The following is a 14,823-nucleotide window of genomic DNA, read 5'->3' on the forward strand; positions in this document are numbered from 1 at the left end:
GCGATGACTTTCTCTTCTCTTTTTCAACACAGAAAACTCTTGCTACACACACTATTAATTACTTTATTGGGTACTAGTTTTTCTACACTTAGTTATGAACACACATCAATACTCCCTGACGGCAGCCGAAACAGCTTAGTACTTGAAAGTCTAGAAAGCCCACGTGCGACTTCTCTGTCTGAAAACACTCAGCAGTTTTTTCCACCCGCGAGTACCTTAAAACTCGTCACAGCACTTGCTGCTAAGCTAGAGCTTGGCGATGAGTTTCACTATCAAACCTCACTGTTTCAGCACAGCGATGACCTTGTGATTGAATTCACCGGTGACCCAACCATCACCACTCAAAACCTAAAGAGCTTACTAAAAACCGCCAAAAACAAGGGTATCACAACGATCAAAGGCGATATCTGGTTAGATGACTCTAGCTTTACTGGCTACGAGCGAGCGGTAGGTTGGCCGTGGGATATTCTAGGTGTTTGCTACAGTGCGCCGGCAAGTGCCATCACACTGGATGAAAACTGCGTTCAAGCCAGTATCTATACGTTAGACAATGGGAAAACTCGTGTCTACGTGCCTGAACAATTCCCTATTCATGTATCCACCAAAGCTCAAACGGTCAGTAAAATAGAGCAAGAGAGCAGCCAGTGCGACCTTGAACTGACGACAGAGAACAACAACCAGTATCAACTTAATGGTTGCTTAGTTGAGCGAAGTAAACCTCTTCCGCTTAAGTTTGCCGTGCAAAATCCTACGCAATACACCACTCGTATGGTTTACACGCTGTTAAATCAGCTTGGCATTGATCTTCATGGTTCGGTTAAGGTCGGTCAGCCTAACTCTTCGTTTGATAGCTCAACGGCAATGCTTATCGCCAAGCATAACTCGCCAAAGCTACCTGAACTGCTCGATACTATGCTCAAAAAATCAGATAACCTCATTGCAGACAACTTAACCAAAACCATTGGCAGTACCTTCTACCTACAGCCGGGAAGTTTTAAAAACGGCACGTTAGCGATTAAACAGATCATCATAGCAAAGACAGGAATTGATCTTGAAAAGGCACAGCTTGTCGATGGTTCAGGTCTTTCGAGAAACAACCGAATAACCAGCCAAGATATGGCTGATGTATTGCGTTATATTTGGGATCACGAATCAGATCTTAAACTGATTTCGGTCATGCCAACCTCAGGCGAGACAGGCACGCTGCAATATCGAAGAAGTATGCGAAAAGCGCCAATTAAAGGCCAATTGATTGCTAAAAGTGGTTCTCTATACGGTAGTTATAATATGGCAGGGTATGGGCTTGATTCACAAGGTCAACCTACCTCGTTATTTGTTCAGTTCGTTTCAGATTACCACCCAATAAAAAGGAGCAACGACAAACCTGTCATTGCTCCTATTACTCACTTCGAAACACTCTTTTATCAAGATATCGTTTCATTTAGTCAGACTGTTTCTACTCAATAGCCAACGTTGCTCAATAACGATGGTTCTGCTTCCTACTACTCTGCTATTTAGCCGATGCCTAGGAAGTAGTTCACTACCGTGAAATAGATCCATATCCCTGAAATATCAACAATAGAAGCTAGAACCGGGCTAACAAGTACTGCTGGGTCTAGTTTCACCGCTCTTGCAATAATAGGTAAAATTCCGCCTAGCGTGGTTGAAATGGTTACCTGAATAAACAGAGCGATGGCGATTGCTAACGCTATGATATTAATATCAAAGCCGCCAGTGGATACGGAATCACTAAATAGCAAAATTCGCCCAATCATCACAATGGATATTGCCAAAGCAAGACAAACCGCTACTCGGCTCTCCTTCCATAAAACGGCTAACCACTGCCTCTTTTTCAGCTCACCAGTTGCTAACGCACGTATAACCAAAGTCGCCGCTTGTGTTCCCGTGTTACCACCAGCTGCCGCAATCACTGGCATATAAATAGCCAGTAAAATCAGCTGACTTAATGTATCTTCATACTGCGCAATAATAAGGCCTGAAACGATGCCTAATAGTGCAAGTGCGATGATCCAACCTATGCGCTGCTTTACGTGCTCAAGAACACTGGTTGTTAAGTAGCCCTCGGCTGTCTCAACTTCCGAGTGAATAATGCCTAGTTGGTGCGCATAGTGTCTGGCTCTTTTATCGTGCCCTTCCGCTTCTAACAAACTGATAAGTTGCTGAACATAACCGACAGAACAGTGGTGTAAAATCGCCACGGCTTCTTCAATTGGCATTACTGTTAATAGGTGTAATTGCTTCTCTTGGTCATATTGCAAAAAAGCGTTGCGCGCTGCACCGATCTCTTCTTGTGAAAAGTTTGGTGTGTTTTCAATGTAAGTATTGCTCATTACCGTCATGGCGAATCTCCCGATTGGCAAAGGTAACGACCATCACGCATAAGTGTTTTAAGTGGTTAAAGAATAGTGACTCAGAGAATCGTTATTAATTTAAACTCATAACAAACCCTACAACAATATTTCGTCGCAAGCTTATGGTGTCTAGAGGGAAATGGAGAAAAATAGAGGGGAATATGAAACATGCCCTACCGCAAGGCAGGCGCGAAGATCGACAATACCGAAGCGGTTACTTTTCTCCCTTCATACTAGGAGGATGGTCGGTATTGTTCATAGTTATCTCCGAATGAACTGCTGTAATAGCAGCGCGCGCATAATATCAAATCTCAAAGATCAGATCAGCTAAATATCGACTATTTTTGTTAATAATTTGCCAATTCAATTCAACTCAACCAATACTCTTATATAACAACAACAAACTAGCTAGGTGATGAATGAGTGATGGAAAAAATAACCGTCCACTTTCCAAAGAATACGTAAAACGTAAAGGGTATATGTGCGTGGGTTGGACCTGCGTGATTCTTGGCTCCATAGGTATCACCGTTCCTCTTCTACCAACGGTCCCATTTATCTTATTAGCACTCTACTGTTTTGGCTCAGCCTCTCCAAAATTCCAACAATGGTTACTCGATCACCCACGTCTTGGACCTCTCGCTCGGCGATTAAAAGAAAATCAAGGTTTAACCCCTATGGAGAAAACGCAGTCTCTAGTATTGATTTGGCTCTCTATGGGCAGCGTTTTGTACTTCATTGCCTACGGAACTCATTGGCAGTATGCCATTGCCGCTCTACTTATATTTGAAACATGGTTTATCCTGCGCTTTAAAACATGCATAAAAAAAGCGCCCTAAGGCGCTTTCTTGTGATTACATGTTTACCATCGAACTTAAGCTAATTCGTTCTTAAACAATTCAGCGTTAAAGTAAGTCAGTTCTTAAGCAATCGTAATACGTGCAAATTTACGTTTACCAACTTGGAATACGTAAGTACCCGCTTCTGGTGTGAATTTCGCGTCTGCTACTTTCTCACCTTCAATCTTAGCTGCGCCTTGCTTAACCATACGCATAGCGTCAGAAGTTGAACCACAAAGGCCTGCTTCTTTTAAGATGTTTGCAACAGGTAAACCGGCTTCAAAGGTAAACTCAGGCATCTCATCAGGAATTTGGTTTTTAGCAAAACGGTTAACGAATTCTTGCTCAGCTGCATCTGCATCTGCATCTGAGTGGAAACGCGCAATGATCTCTTTCGCTAGAAGCACTTTCACATCACGAGGGTTTTTACCCGCTTCAACGCCAGCTTTGAATTGTTCGATCTCTTCTAATGGGCGGAAAGATAGTAGCTCGTAATAGCTCCACATCAATACGTCAGAGATAGACATGATCTTACCAAACATATCGCTTGGTGCATCGCTAACACCAATGTAGTTGTGCGCAGACTTAGACATCTTCTTCACGCCATCAAGGCCAACTAGAAGAGGCATCGTCAATACAACTTGTGGTTTCTGACCGTGGCCTTTTTGCAGTTCACGCCCCATCAGAAGGTTAAACTTCTGATCAGTACCACCAAGCTCAACATCTGTTTCCATGGCTACAGAGTCATAACCTTGCAGTAGCGGGTACATAAACTCGTGAATCGCAATTGGCTGACCACCAGCATAACGCTTTTTAAAGTCATCACGCTCAAGCATACGTGCAACCGTTAGGTTTGAAGCCAGACGAATCATGCCTTCAGCACCTAATTCAGACAACCATTCAGAGTTAAACTGAATTTTAGTTTTCGCCGGGTCTAGGATCTTGAAAACTTGCTCTTTATAGGTTTCTGCATTGCGAAGTACATCTTCGCGAGTCAATGGTGGGCGAGTCGTATTCTTACCCGTTGGGTCGCCAACCATGCCAGTGAAGTCACCAATCAAAAAGGTAACGTCATGGCCTAGCTCTTGGAACGCTCGCAGTTTATTTAAAATAACTGTGTGGCCCAAGTGGATATCTGGCGCCGTTGGATCGGCACCTAATTTAATTCTTAGTGGACGGTTCTCTTTTAACTTCGCAATTAACTCTTCTTCTGGAATTAATTCGTCAACACCACGTTTTATTTCTGCCAATGCAGCTTCGATACTCGCCATTCTTGTTCACTCCCACAGATTTGGCAAAAATTTTATAGTTTGCCATCTTACTCGAATAGCGATGTGTTTTGAAACCAGTTAGACTAAACGGCTAGCTATTTTATTAACTTTTATAGAACGAACGCTAAAATGCTGTCTATTTTTAATCGTCTTCCATGGGTTCACCGTGCACTTATTGCCTTTTTTAGTGCGGTGATCACTATTGCTCTCTTCTTTCTTCCTGATCCAAAAGATTTACGACAGGAAAAAAGCACCTATGAAATAGGTCGTCATTACCCACTCACCATTAATGCCGAAGCTCTTTCACCGGGTACATCCATTTCACCTTTGGCTGGTTTACGTTGGGAAAAGCATAAGATTGGCTCTGGAGAAAGTGCCGCTATTCTGTTTCAACGGTTGGGGCTATCCTCTCGCCTGCTATATAACTTGACCACCACCAACGATGATATTAAGAATCAGCTGACTCGAATTAAACCCGGTGATGTTTTTCAATTTGGTTTTAATGAAAACAATGAGTTGATTCAACTGAAACGAAAACTGAGTGCTTACGAGACTTTCGTTGTATCTAAAACAGCAGATGGTTTTGATTCAACCTTTGATAAAAAAGAGCTTCAGTACCAATACAACTACGCTGAAGCGGATATCACCTCTAACTTCTGGAATGCAGGCGTCAATGCAGGTTTAACCGCAAACCAAATTATGGAGCTTGCAGGGATTTTTGGCTGGGATATCGATTTTGCTCTCGACATACGCAGTGGAGACCAATTTAAGATGCTCTATCAAGAACAGGTCGTAGAAGGTGAAGTCATTGGCCGAGGTAAAATTATCGCCGCCATATTCAGTAACCAAGGGGATACCTTCACGGCTGTTCTCGACGACAACACAGGTAACTACTACGATGAGAATGGTCGAGCAATGAAGAAAGCTTTCCTTCGCTCCCCCGTTGATTTTCGTCGTGTGACGTCAAACTTTAACCCAACTCGTCGACACCCTGTGACAGGTAAGGTTCGCGCGCACAGAGGCACCGATTACGCGGCACCTGTTGGTACGCCTATTTGGGCTGCGGGTGATGGTATTGTACAGAAATCGAGTTACAACCAATTCAATGGTAATTACGTCTTCATTCGCCACAGCAGCACTTATATCACTAAATACCTTCACCTAAGCAAACGACGAGTCAAAACCGGTGAACGCGTTAAACAAGGACAGACCATCGGTACACTTGGTGGGACGGGTCGTGTGACTGGTCCTCATTTGCACTATGAGTTCCTTGTTAATGGCGTACACAAGAATGCTAGAACAGTGAAGCTACCAGAGTCTAAGTCTCTAACAGGAAAAGCAAAAGCGACCTTTATTGCCAATTCTGAAATTCGTTTAGCGAGACTAGACCGTTACAGTGAGCTCTTGTATGCCAATAACTAGTCGCAGTATTAATTAGTAACGACTCAGCCGTGCGGAAAGTTAAATTACAGCGCGTTATCGATACAAAAATGCCCATCACGTGATGGGCATTTTTATCGCTAAATATGCTCTAAGCATTAGTTGCTAGCTTCAGTTACCTCAATCGGTTTTTGGTCATTTCCCTCAAGCTTATGCTTTTTACTTAACATCAATAGACAAGGTGTTAATACCAAGGTCAGTACCGTTGCAAATGCGAGTCCGCCCGCTATTGCTGTCGCCAGCTGTGACCACCATTGAGTACTTGGTGCACCAAACTCTACCTTCTGATTAATCAAGTCGACATTCATCTCTAAGACCATCGGCATCAGACCTAAGATCGTTGTTACCGTTGTCAGCATAACTGGACGTAGACGTTGTACACCCGTTCTTAGAATCGCTTCTTGACGGCTTAAACCGCGTCGAACAAGTTGATTAAAGGTGTCAATTAGTACGATGTTGTTGTTCACAACAATACCGGCAAGCGCAATCACACCAATTCCCGACATCACAATACCAAATGGTTTTTGGAAGATTAGCAGACCAGCAAAAACACCCACTGTTGAAAACAGCACGGCACTTAAGATTAAAAACGCTTGGTAAAAGCTATTAAACTGAGTCACTAAAATTAGCGCCATAACAGCTAATGCAACAAGAAAAGCATTTTGTAAGAATGCCGAGGAGTTCTCTTGCTCTTCATTCTGTCCGCGAATCTTAAACTCAACCCCACTTGGTAGCCCAAGTTCATTGATTGCCTGTTGGATTTTTGGCAACTCAAGCGCAAGGTTATATCCTTCACCAATGTCCGCCATTATGTTGATAACACGATTACCATCAATACGACGAATTGTATCTTGCTTATGGTCCGGAACAATTTGAGCAAAGTTAGTGATGGGAACAAGCCCAGCCGCTGTCTTAACCCGCAACTGATCGAATCGCCCAATATCACGTTTCTCTTCAGGATATCGAACCAGAATATCTACTTCTTCGTTTGCGTCATCCGGTAAGTAATCACCAATTTTAAGACCATTTGTCACAAACTGAACCGTATTACCGACTAATGTCGCGTCTGCCGCAAAGCGAGACGCATCATCACGTCTGATATCAATTCGCCAATCGATACCCTCTTTACTTGAGGTATCACTAATATTGGTAAAGGCTGGATTATTATCAGCCCAGTGACGAACAATTTTAGCGGCGTCATCAAGTTGATCCGGAATTCTAGCCGACATCTCTATTACTAGATCATGTGCTACGGGCGGCCCTGCGTCTGGGAATTTATATTCAATCTCAACACCTGCAAACTTATCAGTGGTGAGTTTGAGATCTTCAATAATATCTTTGACGCGGCGACGGTGCTGCCACTCAACAGGGGTAATTTGAATCTGACCAATCTCTTCTGTACCGCCTGTCTTGGTGTAGACACTTTCGAACTCATCATGACCCAGCATAACGGTTTCGATTTCACGCATGATGACATCTTTTTCATTAATCGAGAGATCACCAAATGAACGTACTTTTACAGTAAAGAATGGAGGATCAACTTCAGGGAAGAATTCAGCCCCTAGTCCAGCTTTAGAGTAAGTGAAGCCAACACTGATGGATAAAATAATCGCACCAAACAAGATTTTAAGTGGATGCTTTATCGCGATAGCTAATGTGTTGTAATAAAGCTTGGTAAACCCTTCGGCTTTATCAAAGTCACCATCATGCAGTGCCACCATTCGGCTACGGCTTGCCGTTGTGACATTTTGTGGCTTACCAATCAATCCACCAAGTACTGGTACAAACAGAAGCGCCATTACCAGTGAAGCAGATAATGTAGCGATTAGAGTTAGTGGAAGGTACTTCATAAACTCGCCTGTAATATCAGGCCAGAATAGTAGTGGTGCGAACGCGGCGAGTGTTGTGGCTGTCGATGCAATAATCGGCCATGACATTCGTTTTGCAGCGTCTCGGTAGGCTTGCCTTCTTGGTGTTCCCTCTTGCATTCGCCTATCAGCAAACTCGGTCACGACAATCGCGCCGTCCACCAGCATACCTACCGCCATGATCAACGAGAACAGCACAACAATGTTGATAGTTAACCCGAAGAGCGACAGAACCAACAAGCCAGTAAGGAATGAACCCGGGATGGATATACCCACCAATAAGGCGGTACGAACACCTAAAATTGCGATGATGACGATAACAACCAAGATGATGGCAGAAAGAATATTATTTTGCAGATCATTAAGCATCAACTTAACGTCTTTAGACTGATCCCAAGTGTATTTCACCAAGAGATTATTTGGCCACTCAGGACGTTTTTGCGCTTCAGCTAAGACCGTTTTTACTAATTCAACGGTATCAATAATGTTTTCACCAGCGCGCTTTTTAACGTCCATGACAACCGCTGATTTACCATCCAAACGGGCGTAGCTTTCTGGATCTCTAAACGCTCGTCTAACTGTCGCTACATCACCAAAGGTAATGACTTGTTTGCCATCTACTTTAACCGGTAGCTCTAGCACATCTTTCAGCGAATCAAAAACGGAAGGCACTTTGACCGAGAAACGGCCATAGCCAGTATCAACAAAGCCAGCCGCAACCACCTTATTATTCAAGGCAATCAGGTTATAGATATCACCTTGGTCAAGGCCATAGCTCTCCATTAGCAGTGGATCGACAATAATCTCGACAATGTCATCACGATCACCCGCGATATCAACTTCTAATACCTGTCGGTAGCTTTCGAGTTTGTCTCGTATCTGACGGCTAATTTGTACAATAGTGCGCTCAGGTACAGTGCCATAAAGCACCACAGACAGCGCAGGCTCTTCTGACGCCAAAGTCACCTCGTTGACCGTTGGCTCATCACTCTCAGCAGGTAACTTAGGCTTGGCAAGATCGACCGCATCACGAACGTCCGCCATTGCTTTGGTTAGATCAGCGCCAACATTAAACTCTAGAGTGACCGAACCGTGACCTTCAGAGGCAGTCGAGGTCATCTCTTTTACGCCTTCAATAGCACGTAGTTCTTGCTCAACAGGTCGAACTAATAGACGCTCAGCATCTGACGGAGAGATACCTTGGTGACCAATCGAAACATAGATAATCGGGATGGTAATATCAGGGCTCGACTCTTTAGGAATCGTAATGTAAGTACCAGCCCCGGCGATCAAAATGAGGATCAGCAAGCTGATCATTGTCCGTGTACGAGACAATGCAGCATCAATTAATGAGTACATAATCGCTCCTAAAGCTGCTGTTCTGTCGGTAAGAACTCGACAGCTTCAACTGAGTCACCATCTCGAACAAAGCCTTGTCCAACAGTAATGATCTTCACTTCATCACCAAGGCCAGATAGCCAAACCCCATCTTGCTCTGCTTTCACTAACTGAATCGGAACAAATTGAACAATGTCGTTAGCCAACGTTTTAACACCAAGGTTGCCAACTTCATCGAGTGCTAACATTGCTGGTGTCACTTTTATCGCTAGTTGCTCATCAAGTGTCAGCTCTACTTCAGCGCTAATACCTGCTGGGATTTTTTGATTAGGGTTAGCAATTTCAATTTCAATGGGAAAGGTGTTAGTCGACGTTGACGATACACGAGAGATATATCGAAGCTGACCTTCAACCGTTGCGCCATTGATAAAACGAATCTGAGCTGTCTGTTTCGCAATGAGTTTTTGAATATGACGCTCACTTACATCAGCTTCAATAACCAGACGATTAAGGTCGATAACTTTGGCAACAGGATCGCCAATTCCTACAAAGTCACCTTTTTCAATGAAGAGGTGCTCAACAATGCCAGAAAACGGCGCGGTAACCTGAGTATTATCAAGCGCCACTTTGACGTTACTAACCATTGCTTTCGCTTCAACTAAAGAGGCTTCGGCTGTCGCATAAGCAACCTCGCCTTGTAGACCTTTCTTTTTCAAAGACTGAGCAGCATCAAACTCTTTCTTACGTACTTTTAGCATCGCTTGAGCACGTTGAAGTTGAATGGCTAAGTCGCCTTTATCGATGGATGCGATTACCTGCCCTTTTTTAACGGAGCTGCCTTTGCGTACCACTAACTTGTCTATTTTTCCCGCTATCTCTGCACCAATTTGGGCTTGTTTATCCGGCGCAGTTCGACCGTAAAGATCAATTCTTCTTGGAGTTTGTTCGGCAATAAAGGTTTGATAGACCACTTTAGCTAAGGGAATAGCAGGCTTTGAATCAGTGGGTTTACTCTCTTCTGCGTTGAGAGAACCTAAACCAAGCCAAGTCGTTAATAGTAGAACTAGAATTAAAGATACGAGCCATGGGCGCTGCGAAAAGAATCGAGCGATGGGAAAGCTGGGCATATAACATCCTTTTTGTATTACCCGCAATACATCCTCATTCGCGGGTTGCAGTTAGATCAAATACCTAACTGCATCATCATGTTTTATTACGTAAATATCTAAACGCTAAACGATGCTCCACAACCACACGTTGTTGTTGCGTTCGGATTATCGATAAAGAAGCGAGCACCTTCTAGCCCCTCTGTATAATCCACAACACCACCAACTAAGTACTGTAAGCTCATAGGGTCAACCACCAAAGTTACACCACTATTTACAATCGTTGTATCACCATCATTTACATTTTCATCAAACGTAAAGCCATATTGGAAACCACTACAACCACCGCCGGTAATATAAACGCGCAGTTTAAGTGCTGGATTTTCTTCTTCTGAAATCAATGTCTGTACACGCGTTGCTGCTGCATCAGAAAAAGACAATGGTACATTTACTTCGCTCACGACGACCTCTCTTACTTCGTGTAATCCCCGCTCGCATCATTATGTGTTAATCAAATAACGAATGGGTGTATCTTTTTTAATAATGACTCGATTATCTAATACCTGACTTTTTCGTTCAAGTATTCCTAGCCTTGAATCGACTTTTCCATAAATTTATACCCGTAATTAACGATGAAGATGTGAAAAAGAGCAGAAAACGCAGCAAAAGATTTCTAGTTCCTAATCGGATCGGTACAATGCGAAGCAACTTGGTCCTAATAATCAAACGAGGATGTACCGATGACCAAATCAGCAGAACTCTATCAAAAAGCCCAGAAAACTATCCCAGGAGGAGTTAACTCTCCTGTTCGCGCTTTCAACGGTGTTGGTGGCTCTCCAATTTTTGTAGAAAGAGCAGATGGTCCTTTGATTTTTGATGCTGATGGCAAAGCGTACATTGATTATGTTGGCTCTTGGGGACCAATGATTCTAGGCCACAATCACGGCGTTATTCGTGAAGCAGTAATCGATGCAGCTCAACGCGGTTTAAGCTTTGGCGCACCAACTGAAACAGAAATCAACATGGCAGAGCTCGTCTCTGAGCTTGTCCCTTCAATGGAACAACTTCGCATGGTGAGCTCTGGTACTGAAGCAACCATGAGTGCAATTCGTCTTGCTCGTGGTTATACCAATCGAGATAAAATCCTTAAGTTTGAAGGCTGTTACCACGGCCACGCAGACAGCCTATTAGTTAAAGCAGGCTCTGGCGCTCTAACGCTTGGTCAACCAAGCTCTCCGGGTGTTCCTGAAGATTTTGCTAAGCACACGCTAACAGCAACCTTTAATAACCTTGAATCAGTCCGTGAACTGTTTGCAGCCAATAAAGGTGAGATCGCATGTATCATCGTTGAGCCTGTCGCTGGCAACATGAACTGTATTCCACCGATTGAAGGCTTTCACGAAGGTCTACGTGAGATTTGTGATCAAGAAGGCGCACTGCTTATTTTTGATGAAGTCATGACAGGATTTCGCGTCGCTTTAGGTGGTGCTCAAGCGCACTACAACATCAAACCAGATCTAACGACTCTTGGTAAAGTTATCGGTGGCGGAATGCCAGTCGGTGCTTTTGGTGGTTCTAAAGAAGTGATGCAACACATTGCTCCTACTGGTCCAGTGTATCAAGCAGGCACTCTATCAGGTAACCCAGTAGCAATGGCTGCAGGTCTTGCGTGTCTTAACTTGCTAAAAGAAGAAGGCAACGAAAAGCGTCTTGCAAACAAAACAAAATACATTGCGGATGGTTTCAAATCTTTGGCTGACAAACACGGCATTCCACTGGTGGTTAACCAAGTCGGCGGCATGTTTGGCTTCTTCTTTACAGAGCAAGAGACAGTAACTTGCTATGAAGATGTGACTAAGTGCGATGTAGAACGCTTTAAACGCTTCTTCCACCTGATGATTCAGCACGGTGTTTACCTTGCACCTTCAGCTTTTGAAGCTAGCTTTCTTTCATTGGCTCATGGCTCAAAAGAGCTTGAAGCAACACTAGAAGCAGCGGATCGCTGTTTTGCACTGATTGCTCAAGAAGCATAAATAGATAGCGTTATCGCCCATTCTAATATGGGTTGATACCTGTAGTTAAAGCGAGCTGAAATAGGCCCGCTTTTTTATTGCCAATTTACAACGACTAGCACGAGCAATATAAATAGTGTCAGTTTAAACCAGCTAATGGGAAGTCTCTTTTTCAGCGCTGATTTATGCTGGCCACATTGACCACTCTCATCTTTATTGCAGCATCCCATTAGTTTTTCCTCATTAATGACAGATGGCTTTGTAATATCTTACTTCGCTTCCGTTGATAACATTTTGTTTTACGGTCATTATGTTTCTATACACATATAGAGATAGGCTACCCTGTGAACGATAAAATCAAAATAAACTCCAGTCATTGGGTGTTAATCGCCGCGTTAATCGCATCCGCTTATGCCTGCTATTTACTTATTGAACCTTATGTTAACTCAATTGTAATGGCGTTTATTATTTCACTACTGATGTTTCCCATTCATGAGTGGCTTGAAAAGAAACTCCCTAAGCACAGAAATACCGTATCTCTGCTCTCTTGTGTCATCTTAACCTTTATTATTGTGCTGCCCCTGCTTGTCGTCTTTGCGGCTATTGTTCAGCAAGGATCGACTTTTTCCCAAAGTACTTATCAGTGGGTCACTCATGGCGGTATCAATACTTTACTTGAACATCCACTCGTTGTTAAAGCACTGGCGTTCGCTAATACCTACTTACCATTTGACGAAATAAAGCCTCAAGAGATTGCTTCTAAGGTCGGCCAACTTGCCACGTCTCTTGGCTCAAACCTTGTTGCGATTAGTGCCAAGATCTTAGGCGATGCTACGCATTTCTTAATGGATTTCTTCTTAATGCTGTTTGTGCTGTTCTTTTTGCTTCGTGACCACGACAAGATCATTGGCGCTGTTCGCCATATATTGCCACTCTCTCGTAGCCAAGAAGATCGCCTGTTAACTGAGATTGAGCAAGTATCAAAATCGGCAGTGATGGGGTCATTTCTTACGGCCATCGCACAAGGTTTTGCCGGTGGTATCGGTATGTGGTTAGCAGGATTCCCAGGTCTATTCTGGGGAACGATGATGGGGTTCGCTTCATTTATCCCTGTCGTCGGCACCGCATTAATCTGGATACCTGCCACAATCTACCTTTATTTAGTCGGTGAAGTGAACTGGGCGATCTTCCTAGCGATTTGGAGCATTGCTGTTGTAGGGTCAATTGACAATATTTTGCGACCACTATTAATGCAAGGTAGCGCGGGGATGAATACCTTAATGATCTTCTTCTCACTGCTAGGTGGTATTCAACTGTTTGGTTTAATTGGTCTTATTTACGGTCCACTTATATTCGCTATCACCATCGTTTTATTTACTATCTATGAAGAAGATTTTAAAGGCTTTCTGACCAAACAAGATAATAGTTAGTCGTAACACTAAATAGCGACGACACAGGATAAACACTTCTAGCTGAGGGCAGATTATGAGAAAATCAGCCCTCACTTGACCTACTACTGAATTCAACCATGTCTGCTTATACTGCCCCTAGTCAAATTGCCCAACGTCAACTCGCCTACTTTGAAGGAAAGCACGTTCTTGTTGCTGGTGAAGCTGAGGATCTTTTTCCTCTTGAATTGGTTGAACATTGTGAATCAGTATCGATTTACACCACTAACTATGGCTATTACAGACAAGTAAAACCTCATGCTCAAGTGAATTGCTATTTCGGTGCTGAGCTAACAGAGCAAACTCAAGCAGATATGATTTTGCTTTACTGGCCTAAAGCGAAAGCCGAAGCTGATTACCTACTTTCAATGCTCATGAGCAAGTTAGGTAAAGAGACAGAGATCATCGTGGTAGGTGAAAATCGTTCCGGGGTTAGAAGCATCGAAAAGATGTTTAAGCCTTACGGTCCAATCACTAAATTTGACTCAGCAAGACGCTGCTCTTTTTACTGGGGCCAATGCGTTGAGCAACCAGCACCGTTTGTCTTAAATGAATGGTTCAAAACTTACCAAGTCAGTTATAACGATCAAGACCTTATCATTAAGAGCCTACCCGGCGTGTTCAGTCATGGTGAGTTTGATATTGGCAGTAAGTTGTTGCTAGACACGTTGCCAACACTTAGAGGAAAAGTACTCGATTTTGGCTGCGGGGCTGGAGTTCTTGGCGCTGTAATGGCAAGCCTAAATCCTGATATTAATCTTGAGATGTGCGATATCAGCGCCTTAGCTGTTGCATCCACTCAGCAAACGCTCATTGCAAACGGGCTTTCGGGCCATGTGTTTGCGACCGATGTCTATTCTGACTGCGCCAACGATTATCAGTTTATTATCAGCAACCCTCCTTTTCACTCAGGGTTAGATACTAGCTATAGCGCGACAGAGACCTTACTCGCTGATGCACCAAAGAAGCTTAAACCTCGAGGACAACTGTTTATCGTTGCCAATAGTTTTCTCAAATATATCCCGATTATTCAGCAAGCATTTAGTAATTGCGAGACGCTAAATAAGACCAGCAAGTTCGCTATCTATTCAGCACATAAAGCATAGCTTTCGTTAAAACCGACAAAGCTCAG

General features: G+C 43.4%; 11 protein-coding genes. 6 read left to right on the forward strand and 5 right to left on the reverse strand.

Annotated features, from left to right (window positions below; all coding sequences use genetic code 11):
* Positions 1–3 precede the first annotated feature (3 nt).
* Complete coding sequence (gene dacB / locus L4D20_RS08335) at positions 4–1,467, forward strand: serine-type D-Ala-D-Ala carboxypeptidase (protein WP_428801116.1); 1,464 nt, start codon at positions 4–6, stop codon at positions 1,465–1,467.
* Positions 1,468–1,514: 47 nt separating this feature from the next.
* Here dacB and L4D20_RS08340 read toward each other — a convergent pair whose 3' ends face one another.
* Positions 1,515–2,360 carry a magnesium transporter gene (locus tag L4D20_RS08340; RefSeq protein ID WP_428801117.1) on the reverse strand — a complete coding sequence of 282 codons (846 nt, stop codon included), beginning with the start codon at positions 2,358–2,360 and terminating at the stop codon, positions 1,515–1,517.
* Positions 2,361–2,791: 431 nt separating this feature from the next.
* On the opposite strand from L4D20_RS08340, the gene L4D20_RS08345 reads away from it, so the two are divergent.
* Positions 2,792–3,208 carry a YbaN family protein gene (locus L4D20_RS08345; protein WP_428801118.1) on the forward strand — a complete coding sequence of 139 codons (417 nt, stop codon included), beginning with the start codon at positions 2,792–2,794 and terminating at the stop codon, positions 3,206–3,208.
* An 83-nt stretch (positions 3,209–3,291) separates the two neighbouring features.
* Here L4D20_RS08345 and tyrS read toward each other — a convergent pair whose 3' ends face one another.
* Positions 3,292–4,479, reverse strand: coding sequence for a tyrosine--tRNA ligase (tyrS, locus tag L4D20_RS08350; RefSeq protein WP_428801119.1), 1,188 nt, complete (start codon positions 4,477–4,479; stop codon positions 3,292–3,294).
* Positions 4,480–4,608: 129 nt separating this feature from the next.
* Here tyrS and shyC point away from each other — a divergent pair, with 129 nt between their 5' ends.
* Positions 4,609–5,901, forward strand: coding sequence for a peptidoglycan DD-endopeptidase ShyC (gene shyC, locus L4D20_RS08355; RefSeq protein ID WP_428801120.1), 1,293 nt, complete (start codon positions 4,609–4,611; stop codon positions 5,899–5,901).
* 116 nt (positions 5,902–6,017) lie between these two features.
* Here shyC and L4D20_RS08360 read toward each other — a convergent pair whose 3' ends face one another.
* The 3 genes from L4D20_RS08360 to erpA all read right to left on the reverse strand — a co-directional run bounded on the left by L4D20_RS08360 (position 6,018) and on the right by erpA (position 10,692).
* Positions 6,018–9,146, reverse strand: a complete 3,129-nt coding sequence (locus L4D20_RS08360) for an efflux RND transporter permease subunit (protein WP_428801121.1) — start codon at positions 9,144–9,146, stop codon at positions 6,018–6,020.
* A gap of 8 nt (positions 9,147–9,154) precedes the next feature.
* Positions 9,155–10,252, reverse strand: coding sequence for an efflux RND transporter periplasmic adaptor subunit (locus tag L4D20_RS08365; protein WP_428801122.1), 1,098 nt, complete (start codon positions 10,250–10,252; stop codon positions 9,155–9,157).
* A gap of 98 nt (positions 10,253–10,350) precedes the next feature.
* On the reverse strand, positions 10,351–10,692 hold the full coding sequence (erpA, locus tag L4D20_RS08370) for an iron-sulfur cluster insertion protein ErpA (RefSeq protein WP_248007507.1): 342 nt from the start codon (positions 10,690–10,692) through the stop codon (positions 10,351–10,353).
* 279 nt (positions 10,693–10,971) lie between these two features.
* Between erpA and hemL the strand changes: the two genes are divergently transcribed.
* The 3 genes from hemL to rsmC all read left to right on the forward strand — a co-directional run bounded on the left by hemL (position 10,972) and on the right by rsmC (position 14,797).
* A complete protein-coding gene (gene hemL, locus L4D20_RS08375) occupies positions 10,972–12,264 on the forward strand; it encodes a glutamate-1-semialdehyde 2,1-aminomutase (RefSeq protein ID WP_428801123.1) in 1,293 nt (430 codons plus the stop codon).
* A gap of 323 nt (positions 12,265–12,587) precedes the next feature.
* On the forward strand, positions 12,588–13,673 hold the full coding sequence (locus tag L4D20_RS08380; protein WP_428801124.1) for an AI-2E family transporter: 1,086 nt from the start codon (positions 12,588–12,590) through the stop codon (positions 13,671–13,673).
* 98 nt (positions 13,674–13,771) lie between these two features.
* Complete coding sequence (gene rsmC, locus L4D20_RS08385; RefSeq protein ID WP_428801125.1) at positions 13,772–14,797, forward strand: 16S rRNA (guanine(1207)-N(2))-methyltransferase RsmC; 1,026 nt, start codon at positions 13,772–13,774, stop codon at positions 14,795–14,797.
* Positions 14,798–14,823 lie beyond the last annotated feature (26 nt).

This window comes from Vibrio kyushuensis, from assembly GCF_050337325.1.
Lineage (GTDB): Bacteria > Pseudomonadota > Gammaproteobacteria > Enterobacterales > Vibrionaceae > Vibrio > Vibrio kyushuensis.

What these genes read in the sequence shown, in the direction of transcription:
- rsmC (WP_428801125.1), top strand. Translation starts at nt 13,772, where the DNA reads ATGTCTGCTTATACTGCCCCTAGTCAAATTGCCCAACGTCAACTCGCC.
- L4D20_RS08340 (WP_428801117.1), bottom strand. Translation starts at nt 2,360, where the DNA reads ATGACGGTAATGAGCAATACTTACATTGAAAACACACCAAACTTTTCA.
- L4D20_RS08345 (WP_428801118.1), top strand. Translation starts at nt 2,792, where the DNA reads ATGAGTGATGGAAAAAATAACCGTCCACTTTCCAAAGAATACGTAAAA.
- hemL (WP_428801123.1), top strand. Translation starts at nt 10,972, where the DNA reads ATGACCAAATCAGCAGAACTCTATCAAAAAGCCCAGAAAACTATCCCA.
- L4D20_RS08365 (WP_428801122.1), bottom strand. Translation starts at nt 10,252, where the DNA reads ATGCCCAGCTTTCCCATCGCTCGATTCTTTTCGCAGCGCCCATGGCTC.
- dacB (WP_428801116.1), top strand. Translation starts at nt 4, where the DNA reads ATGACTTTCTCTTCTCTTTTTCAACACAGAAAACTCTTGCTACACACA.
- tyrS (WP_428801119.1), bottom strand. Translation starts at nt 4,479, where the DNA reads ATGGCGAGTATCGAAGCTGCATTGGCAGAAATAAAACGTGGTGTTGAC.
- L4D20_RS08360 (WP_428801121.1), bottom strand. Translation starts at nt 9,146, where the DNA reads ATGTACTCATTAATTGATGCTGCATTGTCTCGTACACGGACAATGATC.
- shyC (WP_428801120.1), top strand. Translation starts at nt 4,609, where the DNA reads ATGCTGTCTATTTTTAATCGTCTTCCATGGGTTCACCGTGCACTTATT.